We start from the raw sequence: 16,345 nt of genomic DNA on the forward strand, positions 1-16,345 counted from the left end.
AACTCAGTCCTTTCTATAAGTTTGCCCTGCATTACGCATGTATCAGAGCCAACAATTCTTCCGTTTTCTCCTTCATCAGCTTGACATCACACTTTGACTCCACATTCAGCCGCAGTACCGGCTCGGTATTTGACATGCGGACATTAAACCGCCAGGTATCAAATTCAACACTCAGGCCATCCACTTTTTCAACCTTGCGGGCCCCCGATGCATACTTTTCCTCCAGCTGCCGGATGACTGCCCTGGCATCTGCCACTGTACTGTTGATTTCCCCGCTTACCGGATAACAGGCCACCCGTTCCCGCATGAGTCTAGACAAGGGTTTGCCCTCGCGGCAAAGAATCTCGAGCACCAGCAGCCAGGGAATCATGCCGCTGTCACAGTATGAAAACTCCTTAAAATAATGGTGGGCCGACATTTCACCGCCATAGACGGCATCCTCCCTGCGCATCCGTTCCTTGATAAAGGCGTGGCCACTCTTGGACAACACCGGAATGCCGCCCGCCTTGGTCACCAGCTCCACGGTATTCCAGGTTAGGCGCGGGTCATAAATAATTTTAGCTCCCGGATAACGCCGCAAAAAGGCCTGTGCCAAAAAGCCGACAAGATAATAGCCTTCAATAAAGGCGCCATTTTCATCAAACAGGAAGCACCGGTCAAAATCGCCGTCCCAGGCAATACCGACATCAGCCTTGTTTTCCCGTACTGCCTTGGCAGTAACTTCCCGGTTCTCAATCAACAAAGGATTGGGCACTCCGTTAGGAAAATTGCCGTCCGGCTGATGGTTGATTTTGACCAACTCAAACGGCAAATGCGGCGCCAGCGCGTCAAGTACGGCCCCGGCAGCACCATTGCCGGCATTCACCACGACCTTGAACGGTGTAAGCGCTTCCCTGTCCACATAGGTCAGTAAATGCGCCACATAAGCCTGCATGATATCTGCATAGGTAACGGTACCGGCCGGCTTATTCCCGACAACAGGCGAAAAATCACCGGTAACAACCTTTTCTTCAATATCCTTAAGGCCGGTATCGCTGCTGATCGGTTTGGACTCTTCCCGCACCAGCTTCATCCCGTTATAGTCTTTCGGATTATGACTGGCCGTAATCATAATCCCGCCATCCAGTTTAAGATGCGCGGTCGCAAAATAAATTTGCTCTGTCCCGCACAGCCCGATATCCACAACATCACAGCCAGCTTCGTTCAGTCCCTTAACCAGCGCATTCCTCAGCGCCGGACCTGACAGCCGGATATCATGACCAACAGCCACCTTTTTCGCGCCAATAACATCCACATAGGCCCGTCCAATCCGGTAGGCCATTTCTTCATTTAGTTCTTCGGGAATCTTCCCGCGAATATCGTACGCTTTAAATGCATCACGTTTAATCTGCACACTGTCACGCTCCTCCTGTTATCAACCCTATACTATATACTACATCGTTGAAAAGTATTCCTGTAAAACAGGGAATCTTCTCCCAGTATTTTATCGAGCTTAATCCTGCTCATTCGCCAATTTTTTATTTCTTTTTTACCGCTTTTATTCTACAATAGAGATAAAGGAATTAGACCGGCAGATTTGAAGTTTAGAATGGGGTGAGAGGATGAAACTAAGAGAGCAGCTTGACCAAATGCAAACCCTCATGGAACAGCTTGTCAAAATGGTAGGACACAACAATGCCGTAACCGAAGAACTAAGTCAACGAATGGATTCTTTGGAAACCAAAGTGGATAAGCTGGAAGTGAGATTTCTCAATCAGGAAAACAAATTGCTTAACCTGGAGAACAAGATAATCGCCCTGGAAAACAGGGTAACCGATCTGGGTAACAGAATGGAAAAAGGATTTAACGATGTCATCCAGATGATTACCGTCCTGGGTAAAAGATGCGACCGCATGGAAAACACCCAGGCTCTCCATTCTGAGATGTTGAGAAAACTAGCCGCCGATACCGCCCAGCATGAGGCTGAAATCCTGCGCTGAAGCGGGCCCAGTAAGAATGTACACGGTAAAAGCCGCAGCATATGCTGCGGCTTTACCATTAGGCCCGTCCGTATACATCGTCAAACCTGACTATGTCATCTTCCTCCAGATAACTGCCGTTTTGCACTTCAATGATCTCCAGCGGTATCTTGCCGGGATTCTCCAGACGATGTTTGGTGGAAGGCGGAATATAGACACTTTCATTCCCATGCACCATTTGCTGCTGTTCACCGATGGTAACCCGGGCTGTCCCGCAAATGACAATCCAATGCTCACTGCGGTGGTAGTGCAATTGAAGACTAAGCTGCTGACCGGGCGTTACTATAATTTTTTTCAGCTTATAGCCGGTGCCCTCGCCTAATACCGTATAGCTTCCCCAAGGCCGGTACATGGTCGTGTGCTCGTCAACTTCACGCCTGCCGCGCGCCTTAAGCTCCGCAACAACATCTTTGACCTTCTGCGACTCGCCGCGCTTGGCGACCACAATCACATCATTGGTTTCAACCACCAGTACATCCTCAAGTCCGATGCCGGCAATCAGGCGGTCTCCTCCCAGCATCAGCGTGTTGGCACAATCAAGGGGCAGGCAATCGCCCTTAATGGCATTGCCGGCATAGTCTTTATCGAGGACATCATAGATCGCGTCCCAGGAACCGATATCGTTCCAATAAGCAGTCAACGGCGCCATGACAACCCGCGCCGATTTTTCCGCAACCGCATAATCGATGGAAATATTCGGCATGTTGTCAAATTGGTTGACTACTTCTTTAAAGGAAGCGGACATAAGCTGATAAATCTCCGGCGCATGCTCACGGAATTCTTCCGTAATGCAGCCGCAAGTAAAGGCAAACATACCGGAGTTCCAGTAATAATTTTCTGCCGCCAAATATTGTTCCGCCGTTTCCCTATCCGGTTTTTCCCGGAAAGAAGCTACCTGGTAACCTGTACCCACTACCTGGCCTGCCTGAATGTACCCGTAACCAGTCTCGGGTTTGTCCGGCTTAACCCCCAAGGTAACAACTCTGTCCTGTGCCGCCAGGTCTGCTGCTTGCCGCACATTCTTGATAAAAATATCAATGGGATGGATAATATGGTCGGCAGGAGTCACAAACATAACTTCATCGTCCCCTGCCCCTAATTCATCCTGGCAAAATTTTGTCGCCAGCGCAATCGCCGGCGCCGTATTGCGAGCGACAGGCTCTAAGAGTATGTGGGCGCTGCCGGCGCCACAGGCCGTCAATTCGGTCTTTACATGGTGAATATATTCCTTGTTGGTTACAATAAGCATCTCGTCAGGTTTAATAAGTGGCAAAAATCGCTTGACGGTCTGCGTCAGCAGTGAGTCCGAATTGCCAAGTTTCAAAAATTGTTTTGGCATGCAGGTTCTGGACAGCGGGAACAGACGTGAGCCGCCGCCACCTGCCAAAATAATGAGTTTCATTAGGTTCCCCCTTTTACTACTAGAAGCTATATTTAATTGTACTCTGCCCGAATAGCCAATTCAAGTCAATCTTTAGCTCAATTATCGCTTCTGTTTAATATACTACACTACCAGTATACTTTCCGCTTGTGACATTTTTCATGATACGCTATTATATATAGAGAAATATAGATAATATTTGGTTACGCATTGCTCGAAACGGAGGAATTCTAATGGAAAAATGGAGGCATCGCTGCTGTGGATTTACACCGGCAACCGTTCTTAGCCTGGCCGCGCTGCTGTTTGCCGTCAGCTTTGGCTGGCAACTGCCGCCGGAGTATGGAACTGAAAATGGGCCGCTGGAATTTTTTCAGGTCGGGATATTTGTTGTTACGGCAGTTGTAGCAGTCAGCGCATTATGGCAGACCAAACTCTCTCCAGACCGCCGCCGGCTATTCGCCCTGACAAGTGTCGTCTGGCTGATGTGTGCTGCCAGAGAACTTAGCTGGGGGCGCGTTTTTTACGCTGTGGGTCCGGACAAAATACCGCCCCTGAAAACGCTGTGGTTCGGCCCTTATGTCTATCCGGTTATAGCCGTCATTCTTCTCAGCGCCGGTACCTATTTCCTGGCAACAGGTTTGCATAAGGAATTATGGCGCTGGTTGAAGCAGGAAAACCTTCCCGCCCTTGATTTTTGCCTGTTCGTTGTTTTCCTGGTTCTGGCCGACCTGTTTGAGCACCACAGTCACGGCCTCTTGGGCGCCAAAAACGAATTATTTGAAGAACTGGCGGAATTAATCTCCTATGTAAGTTGTCTCAGTTTTATGATTAACGTCATCTATAATAAACGGTTTCGCGCTAACCAGGAACCGCCTACCTGACCTGCCCCTTTTCACCTGTCACTTTTTCCGCAATGAAAAAAAGAGCCTTCCCGGCTCAATTTTATATTAGCCAAAACAAGATCTATTTTGCCTCGCTAAGAGAAATATAGATATTCATATCCCCGATACTGGTATGTAAGGGAATTCCCAATGCCTCCCGGGAAAACTGCGGGGATACCGCCCTAGCGGCCACCTCAATTTGCGGCGGCATAATATCACAGTGATAATTAAGCTTGGACAAATAGCTGGCTGCATTGCCACTAATAATATTAGATATTTCCCCCATGGCGGAAGTAACGAAGCCGTCTAATTCTTTTATTTCCATGCCTGACATGATTTGCACAATATTTAATGTTGTTTCCTGGGGAAATTGAAACAAAATGGAACCTGCAACATCTCCCGTCACCTTAATCTGGATTTCCACCTCCGGCTTCCCGCCGGCTAACGTCTTGGCTGCGCCCCGACTGACTTCAAGATCTAACATCGCTTTAAAAACTTCGGTAACAGCCTTAAAGACCGGATTGACATATTCTGCCTTCATATCTTTTCCAACCCCTGTTCTGTCACATATTGCGCCATTTTCTGATCGGCCGCAACTACATGATTAATCAACCAGGCCAGTAATTTGCCCGCTAATTTTTGCACGGCATCCTCATGATAGCCGGCGGCCGCGAATTCTTGCGCCATATTTTGGACATCGGCCTTAAAAGCTTCATGAATCTTACGATGTTCTTCCCAGTCCGGATACCCCAACTTTTGTTGATACTTTTCTTCATAATTGAAATGAGTTACCACATACTCCTGGAGAAACGCCATGGTATCCTTCACCTTGTCTATTTTTTCTTCCCAGCGGCCTTCCTGACGAATCGCCTGCACAAAATCAGCGACACGTCTAAACAGTTCTTCATGCTGCCGGTCAATGGCCGGAATGCCGATTTTGTATTTCTCTTTCCATATCATAGGACATCTCCCTTTATACGTTAATAGTCATTATTTATTAATTATTATAATCTATCATATGGAAATAGTCTAGGTAAAATTACCCAAAACGATAACTTGCGATGAAACAGTAAGAGCATTGCCTGTTGGACAATGCTCTTACTGCTTAACCGTTGTATGCGCCTTTGCTATTCAAATAGTTGTAAATTCCCTCGCCATGCTGCTGCTCTTCCTTTTGAATATGATTCAGAGCCTGGCGTACGTTGGCGTCGGCAAACTCAAAAATCGCGGTATCATAAGCGCCGGATACATATTTTTCGGTCATCAGCATATCGTTGCATAGCGTTGTGTCTTTTTGGTTAGCCGTTGAGGAAGTACCCGCGGTTGCCTGAATGCTGCCGGTTTGCTGCGACTGTTGCATTTGCTGCCTTTGCTGCTGGCCTTGGTTCATGCTGGGTACTTGACCGCTCAGGATAGAGTTAATCGTACTCAAATGCTGCTGTTCCTGCTGGGCATAGGATTGGAATAATTGTTTCAGCTGCGAGTCGGTAGCCTGCTGGGCATAACTTTGGTATTTTTCAATACAAACCCTCTCATGAGACTGTTGATCCTGCAATAACTGCTTTTCCTTTTGGCTAAGTTGTAACGCCATATATCCATCTCCTCCAATTTTTTCATAGCTTTCCCAGCAATGCTTAAAAACATTCAGCAATATGCCGGCAACTTGAAAAAACTGAAGCTCCTTCAGTAGCGCTCTTTGTACATCAACATACTCATGCCGGTCAAAATCTTAGATCCGCCTCATCGGTCACGTCGATCTTATAAAACGTCACTTTTCAGCTTGTTATATTCACAATCAAGCAACCGTCTTTCCGGCAATGATATCAACTTTTTTCGTGCTTGCCTAACGTCTGTCCCTTCGTGCATTTATGGCGGTCAAAAATAGTCTTTCCATTCCGATCAATATGCTCTTTCAGTTCTTTGTGAGTAGAATGCGTATAATCTACAATATCAAAGAAGTATGGTAATGGTCCTTCCTCTTCCAACATTGAATGAAGGCGTGCTATTGTAGAAAAAGAAATATCAGTACCAAATATAGCGATATCTACATCGGAGGCAATCTTGTAGTTTCCTTTGGCTCTCGATCCAAAAATAACGGCTTTCTCTATTTCATTAAAATCTTCTATCACCGAAATGATGTAGGCTAAATCTGTATTATTAAGGCCATAACCCATAATCTGCCTCCATTTTCCAAAAGCTAGTGCATATTTTCCAATTTTTTCTGCAGCGCTTTCAATATGGGATAATACCTTCTTCGGATAAGCCTTTCGGCTTCTTGCGCCACACTCTCATCATAGGTATGAGCCATTAAATTTCTCTTTTCCAGAGCATCGATCCATGTGTGACCATCGTGCACTAATTCTGCTTGAAACGCCGTTTGTAACGTCTGACGGGGACTTTTTACACTAAACCCTTCCGCCTCCAAATAATCTTTGGCAGTTTTCCAAGCAAGTTCAAATGTGTATTCAAAACATTGTATCAGCCCTTGCACTTCAAACTTATTTAAATCAGGCTTTTCAACAAACTCTGTCAGCTGTCCCATTGCCTTCTTATAGTTACTATACCGTTGTTTCCAGCGAACATCCTTTGAGTCCATCTGACACATTCCCCATCCCCCTTCTGCTCTTCTCGCATATTTTTTCAGCCACAGTCCCGCTCTCCTCTTGACCTTATTATATCAACAATCCCTTATAAATCAAATAGCTGGCTCTCAAACCGCCAAGCGTCCCGGCACATTGCCACTATGTCCCGTTTCGCCTTCCATTGTAACTTCTTCTCAGCTTTTGTCGCATCCGCATAACATTCGGCAATGTCTCCCGGCCTGCGGTTAACAATCTCATACGGCACTGCAATATCATTGGCCTCTTCAAAAGCTCTCACCAGTTGCAGCACGGAAGTACCCCGGCTTGTCCCCAAATTATAAATATGCACACCTGCCGTGAGGTGGTCAAGTGCGGCCACATGCCCTTCGGCCAAATCCATGACATGAATATAATCCCGGACCCCTGTACCATCGATTGTCGGATAGTCATTGCCAAAAATCCGCAGCTTAGTTAGTTTGCCTTTAGCCACCTGAGTAATATACGGCATCAGGTTGTTCGGGATGCCGTTGGGCGACTCACCGATCAGGCCGCTCTCATGGGCGCCCACAGGATTGAAATACCGTAGAAGGGACACAGAAAAGTCCGGATTGGCTTTGGCTATGTCGGTCAGAATTCTTTCACTCATAACTTTTGTTTCGCCATACGGGTTGGTAGTCGGCAAAAGTTTCATGGTTTCCACAAAAGGAACCTTATTTTCACCGTATACGGTAGCCGATGAACTGAAAATAAATTTCTGCACTCCATACTTCTGGCAGGCTTTTGCCAAAACCATAATGCCTGCCAAATTGTTATAGTAGTAGGCAAGCGGTTTTTCAACAGACTCCCCCACTGCTTTCAGCCCGGCAAAATGAATCACACCGTCTAGGCTGTGACTGGAAAAGACATGATCCACCGCCGCCTCATCGGTCACGTCGATCTGATAAAACGTTACTTTCCGGCCTGCTATCTTTCTGACCTTGTCCAGGGTCTCCGCTTTGCTGTTGCACAGATTATCAGCCACAATTACCTCATGGCCTGCCGCCAGCAAAGCAACACAGGTATGGGAACCTATATAGCCGGCACCGCCTGTTACCAGTATGTTCATAATCAATCTACTTCCCTTTTTAGTAAAATATCGGAAATTTCTCCGCCCTCTGCTATTACCTTTATGAATGATTTCAAACAACTATACGCTTCCTTTCCGGCTATGCCGGCCTTTTCGGGATTCTGGTGAACATAGCGGATAACCGTCAAAAAATAGGTGTTATTCTCTATATTCTCACTTTTATAACGGTCTTGAAACAGATGCCCAACCCGCTGGTATTTTTGATTAAAGTACTTTACATAGCTTGTGCCAATACGTTTCATCAGTTTAGCAATGCCACTGCCCCCTTCTTTTATTACCAAGTGAACATGATTATCCATGAGACAATAGGCATATAACAAGCAGCCCTCATCAGATTTCTTCGAGTACAAGAAATCTATGAAGGTCAATTTATCTTCATCATCAAGAAATATATCTCTTCGTTCATTACCACGTATCATTACGTGGTAAATGCCTGTTTTACTAAGTTGCCTTGCATTTCGCGGCATAGAAATCACCCAAAAACATAATATACCGGCAAAAATCAACTGCCAATCATAACTGTCCCCAATGCTTCTTCTGTCCCTTTGTCTTTCACTCCAAACCGTCTCCGTTGGTATTTAGTATTTCTTGAAATATATCTTTAAGATCTATTTGGAGGTCTGGAAAAATTATGGGATGTATTGTGTCGTCCTTGCTAAAATACTCTGCTTCTCTATATTTGGATAACTCTGCATTTATATAAAATCTGGTTATTATCTGGTGTACCGGATCTACTATCCAATACTCTAAAACGCCGTTCTGTTCATAAAGTCCGCGTTTTTTAATCACATCGAAACTGGCGGTAGATGGCGATAATATTTCAATAATAAGGTCCGGACTACCCTTACACCCTCTCTTATCAAGCTTATTGGAATCACAAACTATTGTTATATCCGGCTGTACCACAGTGGATGCAGCATCATCTGTTTCCCCTTTTCGCGGTAATCTAACGTCGAATGGAGCTGGATACACTTTACAGGTTTTATTTTTAAGATATCCTGTAAAATGAAACATAAGTTCGCGCAATATTTCCTGATGCAGCCGATTTGGTGCGGGACTCATAGCGTAAGCAGTACCGTCAATAAGTTCCCAACGCTCACCCTCAGGCCATGTTAAATAGTCCTTATAAGTATAAATTTTGACATTTTTTATAGCGTTACTACTCACAATACTCAACTCCTAATACGGCTTTTCCTTCAGTATATCATATTGGTATAAAAAGTAAAAATAGCAGTAGCTTTCAAAACTGTCCCAGCGGCCTGTCATTACCTTATGAATCATGCTCCTATTCGATTCGCTTGTTTTTACATTATATTCCATTTCAAGTCTGTTGTCAATCGGAACCGTCCCCAGTGGCTTTGGAACCGTCCCCAGTGGCTTTCAATCTTATTCTTTTGTAAAAAGTTAGCCGTTTGCGTACTGCAAACGGCATTTAGTTCTTCCTGGAAATGATGTGACCAGCCACATTCCGCGCTAAGAATAGCATCATTATCGCCAGGATGAACCATAACCTCGCTGACACCTTGCGGCAGATTCCGGATAATATCCAGCAAGCATTCTTCCCGCAGGCAACCGCCTGCGACTATTCCCAAAAAATGATTGGGAAAATTAAAACTCTTTCTTTTCGCCTTAGCAGCAGCCAGCTTTGCCAAAAATACCGCTGCTTCCAGCGAATGTCCAGAGAATTCACCTGCTGCCCCCCGTCCCCAGTGGTTTATAAAACATCATCGGCAGCATCAGCTAAAAAATCGGTCTCTTCTTCCAGTCTTTGTTCTGTTAATTCTGCTGCCGTCATTTTTACTGTTTCATTGTAAATATACATTATATCCAACGATTCCAAGGCTGCCCGGACATAGGTACGGATGGGCTGCGATCCGAGTTCATCCACCAGCACCCGCACATCAAGCACCGGAATCCAGTCGTAGGCAATACCATGAATATCAGCCAGCGTTTCCAGCATTTCTATTAAAACATCACTGCCAACAGGCGCCACCACCGGACTATCACTGCCAATCGCCCGCTCAAAGAAAACCTCCATTTCCCGCCTGGCCACCTCGCCAAAACGTTCCTCTGCCATCGCAGGCATAATCGTTCGGTCATCTTTGCCACCGCCGTACCAAATATCATCTTGCAGGCGGGTAGCAGCAGCTGCCAAAGTATAAATGGGATACTGCATCGACTCCGCCCAGTTAAGCAGCCAAGCCAAATTGCGATATGCCTTAAGCCTGCCAAGTGCACCTAAGCGACCGACTAGTTCCAGTTCATCAATCAGAATCACCCAGCCATTGTAGCCGCACAGCCGGATAGCATCTGCCATTACCCCGAAATACGCACCCGCATGCTCACCAACCCGGAACGGAGGCAGCTTAGGAAAATTCGCCTGGCGGGCCGCCCGATGGATTCGTTTTAACTCAGGCATCGGCAACCTAATCCCTGTCAGATCGCCATACAATAGGTTTTGCTCTTCGCCGCTGGTATGGAAAAAATTCTCCAACACCAAGGCAGGCAAGGGATGTGTATAGCGTTCCGGTTCAACTACCAGACTATTCTCTAAGTCCTCGATACTGCCTGCACTCAGCGCCCGTTCAATCCCCATAATCGTCGAATCCGGTGTCCTGACTCTTGGAGCTACCCTGCTGAAAAACTGCAGCAAATTATGGCAGGATACCTCGCGGCTTAAAGAAACCATGCTGACTGCAAACCCCATATCAAGCGCAATATGCTCGATTGTTGTCAATGCATGCGTCTTCCCTTGACCATACTGTCCCCAGACAATTCGCCCCCGTGGAATACGGCCTTCGGAAAAAGTAAGCAAATCCGAACGGATAGAGTCTGTAAGATTTGGTCGCAAATCCGGCAAACGTCGTGTCGAAATCCGGGTGGGTACACCGGCTCTCAGTGATTCTACCACCCGCACAGCATTCAGTCTGCTTACATCATATTGTTCCATGGCTTTCCTCACTCCTTGCCGCCAGCAGCGCGTTCTCCATCACCGCTCTCCTGAGTACACTTTCCTGTGAAGTATCCGGCATACCCTCCCGGTAACGCCGCTCAAATCCTTTTTGCTTAAAGAACTGCGACAAGCGAGCTGATAACCGTTCGGGAAAATCGTCGCCAACTGCGTCATAATGAGCATCCACATCCACAATATCAGCAAATGGATTAAACCGCGTTGACGGCACCAGTCCGGTCTGCAGGCGCATCCAGAGCGCTTCATAGCTTTTGAATCCGCGCCGTTCATTGTCAATTATCGCTCGCTGCCCTGACAAAACCACCAATAGGCCATTTAAGAGCTCCACATCGTCAATCATCTGGCGAAACAACTCACAGGTATCTTTAATGGCATTCGGTGTATAGCGAAACCTACCCGTTTCCGGCACTCGCTCGGTAATCGCCTCAAGATCGTCAATCAACACGACTAGTCCCGGCATACCCGCCTGTTCCAATAGCCGAATCAATGAATTCAGCCAATACCGGGCATTTACCCGTTTTAGCTGCTCCAGCAATCCTGTCTCCTGCTGTTCCTGCTTATCCAGTTTTTCACCAGACAGCCATTTTAGACGCAATTGAAACAAATCACTGTCCATCCCGGCCGTCAGTCCATCATACGCCGTAGTATATGCAAAGGTAACAAATGACGGACCAAAGTCAATTTCCCGGAAAGTCCTGACTGCCGCATTCCGGATTTCCCGCTCGGCATCATAGCGGGCGAACCCATCTTCAATCAAAAGCGGCAGCAGCCTGCCTTCTCCCTGATAACGCTCCTTGCCGTAACCCAGCCTTTCCGCTACTTTAAGACACAAGCCTTTTACCAGCGCTGTAAGATTCAAACCTTGAAAGATACTCCGATACAAATTAGGCAAATCATTAATCCTGCATTCCATTTCCCTCACCGATAAGTATACCGCGGCATATCCCAGACTGCGGGCATCAGCTTCCACACAGCGCAGCAGATGGGTCTTGCCAATCCCCTCGCTGCCCACCAGCACCTTAACTTTACTGCCGCCGCTGGCAATATAATTCTGCAGATAGTGCCGTTTAAAGGTGTCCAGCCACACTTCACGCCCCAGGGTTAATCCCTGCAGCCACTCCGGACTGTAGGGAGGTTCCCCTGCCTGCAGTGCCGCCAAGTCCCGGTCATAAAAAAGCATAGCTATTCAACCACCTTATGGACAGTGAGACTGCTGACCCGGCTCTCCCGTCCCCGGCTGTCAACAATCGTCACCGCCTTTTCCTGCTTGCGGGGAAAACCAAATTCAAACTGGTACTCATCCAGCTTCATTTCAAACTGCTCCTTTAGCCGCCCCAATTCAAACAAAAACAACGGCTTCGGGTACTCCTGCCGCGAACCGCGTTTCAAGGTCAACAACTCATACAGTTCTTCCAGCGCCACTGCCCGTCCCCAGAGTACATTACCTTCCCGGTAGGCAAGCCTGTTAGCTACCTTGTAGGCGCCTAATAGTTCGCGCATAAAGCCTGTCCCGTCAAAGCGTTTGCCGATCAGTTTCTGATACCTGACCCCAACCCATTTCGTCACCTGTTTAGGCTGCATTGCCACCGTTTTTTCCTGCTTACGTCCAATGGCCAGACGAATTTCCTTTTCTTCAACAGCCACCGTCAATTTAAAGGGGACAAACTCATACTGCGGAAACGATCCCTGCAGCGGTATCCCCGCGGCAAGCAGTGCTTGTTCCAACTCCTGGCGGTACTCTTCACTCTCAACATACCGGCCGTTTTGCTCCATTTCCTGCACTAAGTCCTGTCTATAAATCGACCAAGATTGCGTCAATTCCTCCACTCTGCCGGAATAAACGGCCAGCGCCTTGTCAAAACTACGAAAATCCCAGGCACTTCCCGCATTTTTTACCGCTGCCCAATTTTTCGACAATTGCTTTGCCAAACCATCCACTTTTTCCACAGTCGACTTTTCCCGAATTTCCTTACTGATTTCCTCCATCAATATCCACTCCTCAAACAATTAAGGACTTATATCCCATTTTTTCTCTATAATATATTGTACCCGGCTGTTATAGCAAGGTCAATAACCGTTCTGACCAAAACAACCCGCTTTATCCTTTCCGGCACAGGGGGCTGAATTAGAAAAGATGCCACACGGCAGGATATTTTCCTGTACTAAGCGAAACCACCTTTAGATAACTTTTTCTGTATCTATAATCAACCGTTCATAAAAAGGAGCAATAAAGCCTTCATGCTAATCCTACATGCTGCCTGGATCAAGGAAAAAAATGACGGCGCCATTCCCCGGCTATTTCTCTGGGCGGAAGACACAGCAATTCTCGCCGCTTTCCAAGAAAAAAAATTGTCCACAGACACCGGAAAAACCCGCTTCCACCCCTTCGCCGCACCGGTCAACGAACTTCGCAACCTCTTTAACCATTATACCGACGACCAGGGCACTCACGTTATCTACCGCAGCCTGGCTACAGTATCCATACTCTTTCTTCCTTCCGGCATAACCGGTCCCTTCCCTTCGCCACAATGCCTTGCCGCCTGCGTCCAGAAGACTGAGCCTACAGAGGCAGCCTTTCACCCCTGGAAGCTCTCCGGGCTTTCCTTTCCCCCGTCCGAAGCAGCGGCATTACTCCCGCTGCTTGCCAAAATCGGTACTGCACCGCCCCCAAAGGCCCTACCCGGAGCCGACTTTACTTACCTTGTAATCCTCTTGACGCTAACCCGCCGTCTAATCCTGGAACAACAATATGTGCCCATGCTAGCCAAGCACACCTACCGCACAACGACCTGGTATCAAGCCTGCTGGCAGCCTTATCTTGAAGAAGCAGCCGGCACGCTTGACCGCATCGTCCAGGCAATGCCTGAATCCTTTTGCCATATTAAAGAATATACCCCCTCTGCCAATCTGCATTATTTCCGTCCGGACAAAAAACAAACTGTTACCAGTTTTTTCAATGCGATGGTTAACAGCTGTGTAAAGGAAGCGCTTGCTATTTATGATCACCATGACTTAAAAAATGCTTATGCTGCATTATCCGCTCCCATGAACAATTGGCTGCAGCTACTGACGCTGAACAATAACCTTAGTCTGCAGCTTCCTCCCAAACAGGCCGAACAGTTTCATCAGTCACTGCTGCGCTGGCAGCAAAATCTTTGGCCTGCCTCAGAACAAAACAAGCTGTTTCGCACTTGTCTCCGGTTGGAAGAACCCTCTAATTCCGGTTGGCGGCTCAACTTTTTCCTTCAGCCCGCCGATGACCTCAGCCTGCTCGTTCCGGCTGAAGCCGTTTGGGCAGACCAGCAAAACCCCGGCTTGCAGCAAATATTACTGTGCGATTTGGCTGCAGCCGCCAAAATCTTTGCACCAATTACTGCCGTCTTACACGAACCCTGCCCCACCGGGGTTGACCTAACCACTGAAAATGCCTATGCCTTTTTATCCGAAAGCACCGGATTTCTTAAGCAGTCAGGCTTTGGCATTATTGTCCCCAATTGGTGGCACAAAGAAACCACCCCCATTAAACTGACGGTCGAGGCTGAAGATTTCCCCGCAAATTCTTTTTTAGGACTAAATGCACTGGCTGCCTATAAACTGGAGGCCACGATCGGCGACCAACAAGTAAGTTTGGCTGAACTGGAAAATATCGTCGCATACAAGCTTCCCCTGGTACAAATGGCAGGCCGCTGGCTGGAAATATCCCCGGCCCAAGCCGCTGCCGCGCTTGCCATGCTGCGCAACAGGCAAAATAACAACAGACTTATCTCCCTCAGCAGCTTGCTGCATTGCAGCCTCAATGACGGCGATTTTGACCCTGATGAACAAACAGAGCCTGACACTTCCCCCTTAATCACGGTAAAGGCCACCGGGCACCTGCAAACCCTCCTGCAGCGCCTGAGCGGGCAGCAAACGCTCCCCGAACTTGCTGCACCGACTGCCTTTCAGGGCACCCTGCGCCCCTATCAATTGCGAGGCATGAGCTGGCTCTGCTTCCTGCGAGGCTTGGGGCTGGGCGCCTGTTTGGCTGATGACATGGGACTCGGCAAAACCATTCAAATCATCGCCTATCTGCTGCACAATAAGCAAACCGGGAGCAAGCAAGCACCCACCCTCATCATCTGCCCAACCTCAGTTATTGGCAACTGGCGGCGGGAAATTGCCAAATTCGCCCCTAACCTCACATTGATCGTCCATCACGGCAGCAACCGCCTGTCAGGCGGCCAATTTCTGCAAGCGGCACAAACCGCCGATGTTGTCATCAGCACCTACACCCTGGCCCTCCGGGACGAAGAACTGTTTACTTCGTTTACCTGGGATAACGTCATTCTGGATGAAGCCCAAAACATTAAAAATCCGTCAACCAAACAAACCCTCAGTATCAATCAACTCAAAGCCACTTCCCGGATTGCCCTGACAGGAACGCCTGTCGAAAATCGGTTAAGCGAGCTATGGTCGATCTTGCATTTCATCAATCCCGGCTACCTGGGAACATTGATCCAATTCAAGCAGCGCTATGCCACTCCTATCGAACGCACTGGCGACCAAGAACGCCAACATTCCTTGCAGCGCCTTATTAAACCCTTCCTGCTGCGCCGGCTTAAAACTGATAAAACCATCATTCACGATCTGCCGGAAAAACAGGAAACAAAAATTTACTGCCCACTAACCAAGGAACAGGCCACACTTTATGCCGCTGTCCTTGAGGTAATGCTGCCGCAAATTGAAGCTGCCACGATCTTTACCCGCAAAGCCCTAATTGCCGCCACCCTGACCAAGCTCAAGCAAGTGTGCAACCACCCGGCGCATTTTTTAAAAGACGGCAGCCTTCTCGACAACCGTTCCGGCAAACTAACCCGTCTTATAGAAATGCTGGAAGAACTTTGCGAAGAAAACCGCCGCGCCCTCATTTTCACCCAGTATACCCAGATGGGCGAACTGCTGCGGCAATACCTGGAACAAATATTCCCTGTAACGGTTCCCTTTTTGCATGGCGGCCTCAAACAAAGCGAGCGGGATCAGCTTGTCACCGCTTTCTGTGACGAACAGGCTGCGCAACCTTTTTTTATTCTATCCTTAAAAGCGGGCGGCGTAGGCCTCAACTTAACCCGGGCAGACACTGTATTCCATTTTGACCGCTGGTGGAACCCGGCGGTAGAGAACCAAGCCACCGACCGCGCTTTCCGGATTGGCCAAACAAAAAATGTCCAAGTATACAAATTCATTTGTCCGGGAACGCTGGAAGAACGCATTGATGCCATGATCGAAAGCAAAAAAAGCCTGGCCGAAACCATCATCGGTACAGGCGAATCCTGGCTAAATCAACTATCCACAAGTGAACTCAAAGACATCCTGACTTTGCGCGAAGCAGAATTGGAAGGAGAATAAT

General features: G+C 47.7%; 17 protein-coding genes. 3 read left to right on the plus strand and 14 right to left on the minus strand.

Going from position 1 to position 16,345, the window contains the following annotated elements; all coding sequences use genetic code 11:
• Positions 1–31 precede the first annotated feature (31 nt).
• Entirely contained in the window at positions 32–1,393 is a 1,362-nt protein-coding gene (locus BLR65_RS04755; RefSeq protein ID WP_093793033.1) for a phosphohexomutase domain-containing protein, read from the minus strand.
• Positions 1,394–1,601: 208 nt separating this feature from the next.
• On the opposite strand from BLR65_RS04755, the gene BLR65_RS04760 reads away from it, so the two are divergent.
• A complete protein-coding gene (locus BLR65_RS04760; protein WP_093793035.1) occupies positions 1,602–1,979 on the plus strand; it encodes a hypothetical protein in 378 nt (125 codons plus the stop codon).
• A gap of 58 nt (positions 1,980–2,037) precedes the next feature.
• On the opposite strand, the gene BLR65_RS04765 is transcribed toward BLR65_RS04760, so the two are convergent.
• On the minus strand, positions 2,038–3,420 hold the full coding sequence (locus BLR65_RS04765) for a mannose-1-phosphate guanylyltransferase/mannose-6-phosphate isomerase (protein WP_093793037.1): 1,383 nt from the start codon (positions 3,418–3,420) through the stop codon (positions 2,038–2,040).
• Positions 3,421–3,632: 212 nt separating this feature from the next.
• Between BLR65_RS04765 and BLR65_RS04770 the strand changes: the two genes are divergently transcribed.
• On the plus strand, positions 3,633–4,280 hold the full coding sequence (locus tag BLR65_RS04770; protein WP_093793039.1) for a hypothetical protein: 648 nt from the start codon (positions 3,633–3,635) through the stop codon (positions 4,278–4,280).
• Between the two features lie 82 nt (positions 4,281–4,362).
• Here BLR65_RS04770 and BLR65_RS04775 read toward each other — a convergent pair whose 3' ends face one another.
• The 12 genes from BLR65_RS04775 to BLR65_RS04830 all read right to left on the minus strand — a co-directional run bounded on the left by BLR65_RS04775 (position 4,363) and on the right by BLR65_RS04830 (position 12,945).
• A complete protein-coding gene (locus tag BLR65_RS04775; protein WP_093793041.1) occupies positions 4,363–4,821 on the minus strand; it encodes a chemotaxis protein CheX in 459 nt (152 codons plus the stop codon).
• Positions 4,818–5,240 (minus strand): bacteriohemerythrin, encoded by a 423-nt coding sequence (locus BLR65_RS04780; protein ID WP_093793043.1) that lies wholly within the window; start codon positions 5,238–5,240, stop codon positions 4,818–4,820. Before BLR65_RS04780 ends, BLR65_RS04775 begins: the two co-directional genes overlap by 4 nt.
• A 145-nt stretch (positions 5,241–5,385) precedes the next feature.
• A complete protein-coding gene (locus tag BLR65_RS04785; protein WP_093793045.1) occupies positions 5,386–5,871 on the minus strand; it encodes a spore coat protein in 486 nt (161 codons plus the stop codon).
• A 232-nt stretch (positions 5,872–6,103) separates the two neighbouring features.
• A complete protein-coding gene (locus BLR65_RS04790; RefSeq protein ID WP_093793047.1) occupies positions 6,104–6,454 on the minus strand; it encodes a nucleotidyltransferase domain-containing protein in 351 nt (116 codons plus the stop codon).
• Between the two features lie 23 nt (positions 6,455–6,477).
• Entirely contained in the window at positions 6,478–6,876 is a 399-nt protein-coding gene (locus BLR65_RS04795) for a nucleotidyltransferase substrate binding protein (protein WP_093793168.1), read from the minus strand.
• Between the two features lie 92 nt (positions 6,877–6,968).
• Positions 6,969–7,967, minus strand: a complete 999-nt coding sequence (gene galE, locus BLR65_RS04800) for a UDP-glucose 4-epimerase GalE (protein WP_093793049.1) — start codon at positions 7,965–7,967, stop codon at positions 6,969–6,971.
• Between the two features lie 2 nt (positions 7,968–7,969).
• Positions 7,970–8,455, minus strand: a complete 486-nt coding sequence (locus BLR65_RS04805) for a transposase (RefSeq protein ID WP_094607918.1) — start codon at positions 8,453–8,455, stop codon at positions 7,970–7,972.
• Positions 8,456–8,540: 85 nt separating this feature from the next.
• Positions 8,541–9,155, minus strand: a complete 615-nt coding sequence (locus BLR65_RS04810; RefSeq protein ID WP_211285147.1) for a Uma2 family endonuclease — start codon at positions 9,153–9,155, stop codon at positions 8,541–8,543.
• A gap of 137 nt (positions 9,156–9,292) precedes the next feature.
• Positions 9,293–9,640: a ChbG/HpnK family deacetylase gene (locus BLR65_RS04815; RefSeq protein ID WP_093793053.1), complete on the minus strand. Its 348-nt coding sequence runs from the start codon at positions 9,638–9,640 to the stop codon at positions 9,293–9,295.
• 62 nt (positions 9,641–9,702) lie between these two features.
• Positions 9,703–10,938, minus strand: a complete 1,236-nt coding sequence (locus BLR65_RS04820) for a BREX system ATP-binding domain-containing protein (protein WP_093793055.1) — start codon at positions 10,936–10,938, stop codon at positions 9,703–9,705.
• On the minus strand, positions 10,925–12,139 hold the full coding sequence (locus tag BLR65_RS04825; RefSeq protein ID WP_093793058.1) for a BREX system ATP-binding domain-containing protein: 1,215 nt from the start codon (positions 12,137–12,139) through the stop codon (positions 10,925–10,927). The genes BLR65_RS04820 and BLR65_RS04825 overlap by 14 nt, the downstream gene beginning before the upstream one ends.
• A 2-nt stretch (positions 12,140–12,141) precedes the next feature.
• The gene (locus tag BLR65_RS04830; protein ID WP_093793060.1) at positions 12,142–12,945 is read right to left on the minus strand and encodes a hypothetical protein; all 804 of its coding nucleotides are present in this window, start codon (positions 12,943–12,945) and stop codon (positions 12,142–12,144) included.
• 252 nt (positions 12,946–13,197) lie between these two features.
• On the opposite strand from BLR65_RS04830, the gene BLR65_RS04835 reads away from it, so the two are divergent.
• Positions 13,198–16,344 (plus strand): DEAD/DEAH box helicase, encoded by a 3,147-nt coding sequence (locus BLR65_RS04835; protein WP_093793061.1) that lies wholly within the window; start codon positions 13,198–13,200, stop codon positions 16,342–16,344.
• The last annotated feature ends 1 nt before the right edge of the window (position 16,345 follow it).

It is taken from the genome of Sporomusa acidovorans (assembly GCF_900101845.1).
GTDB classification, from domain to species: domain Bacteria; phylum Bacillota; class Negativicutes; order Sporomusales; family Sporomusaceae; genus Sporomusa; species Sporomusa acidovorans.

Coding starts and splice junctions, on each gene's coding strand:
- BLR65_RS04775 (WP_093793041.1), bottom strand. CDS start 4,821: ATGAAGGCAGAATATGTCAATCCGGTCTTTAAGGCTGTTACCGAAGTT.
- BLR65_RS04805 (WP_094607918.1), bottom strand. CDS start 8,455: ATGCCGCGAAATGCAAGGCAACTTAGTAAAACAGGCATTTACCACGTA.
- BLR65_RS04835 (WP_093793061.1), top strand. CDS start 13,198: ATGCTAATCCTACATGCTGCCTGGATCAAGGAAAAAAATGACGGCGCC.
- BLR65_RS04770 (WP_093793039.1), top strand. CDS start 3,633: ATGGAAAAATGGAGGCATCGCTGCTGTGGATTTACACCGGCAACCGTT.
- BLR65_RS04760 (WP_093793035.1), top strand. CDS start 1,602: ATGAAACTAAGAGAGCAGCTTGACCAAATGCAAACCCTCATGGAACAG.
- BLR65_RS04790 (WP_093793047.1), bottom strand. CDS start 6,454: ATGGGTTATGGCCTTAATAATACAGATTTAGCCTACATCATTTCGGTG.
- BLR65_RS04785 (WP_093793045.1), bottom strand. CDS start 5,871: ATGGCGTTACAACTTAGCCAAAAGGAAAAGCAGTTATTGCAGGATCAA.
- BLR65_RS04780 (WP_093793043.1), bottom strand. CDS start 5,240: ATGATATGGAAAGAGAAATACAAAATCGGCATTCCGGCCATTGACCGG.
- galE (WP_093793049.1), bottom strand. CDS start 7,967: ATGAACATACTGGTAACAGGCGGTGCCGGCTATATAGGTTCCCATACC.
- BLR65_RS04795 (WP_093793168.1), bottom strand. CDS start 6,876: ATGGACTCAAAGGATGTTCGCTGGAAACAACGGTATAGTAACTATAAG.
- BLR65_RS04830 (WP_093793060.1), bottom strand. CDS start 12,945: ATGGAGGAAATCAGTAAGGAAATTCGGGAAAAGTCGACTGTGGAAAAA.
- BLR65_RS04825 (WP_093793058.1), bottom strand. CDS start 12,139: ATGCTTTTTTATGACCGGGACTTGGCGGCACTGCAGGCAGGGGAACCT.
- BLR65_RS04765 (WP_093793037.1), bottom strand. CDS start 3,420: ATGAAACTCATTATTTTGGCAGGTGGCGGCGGCTCACGTCTGTTCCCG.
- BLR65_RS04820 (WP_093793055.1), bottom strand. CDS start 10,938: ATGGAACAATATGATGTAAGCAGACTGAATGCTGTGCGGGTGGTAGAA.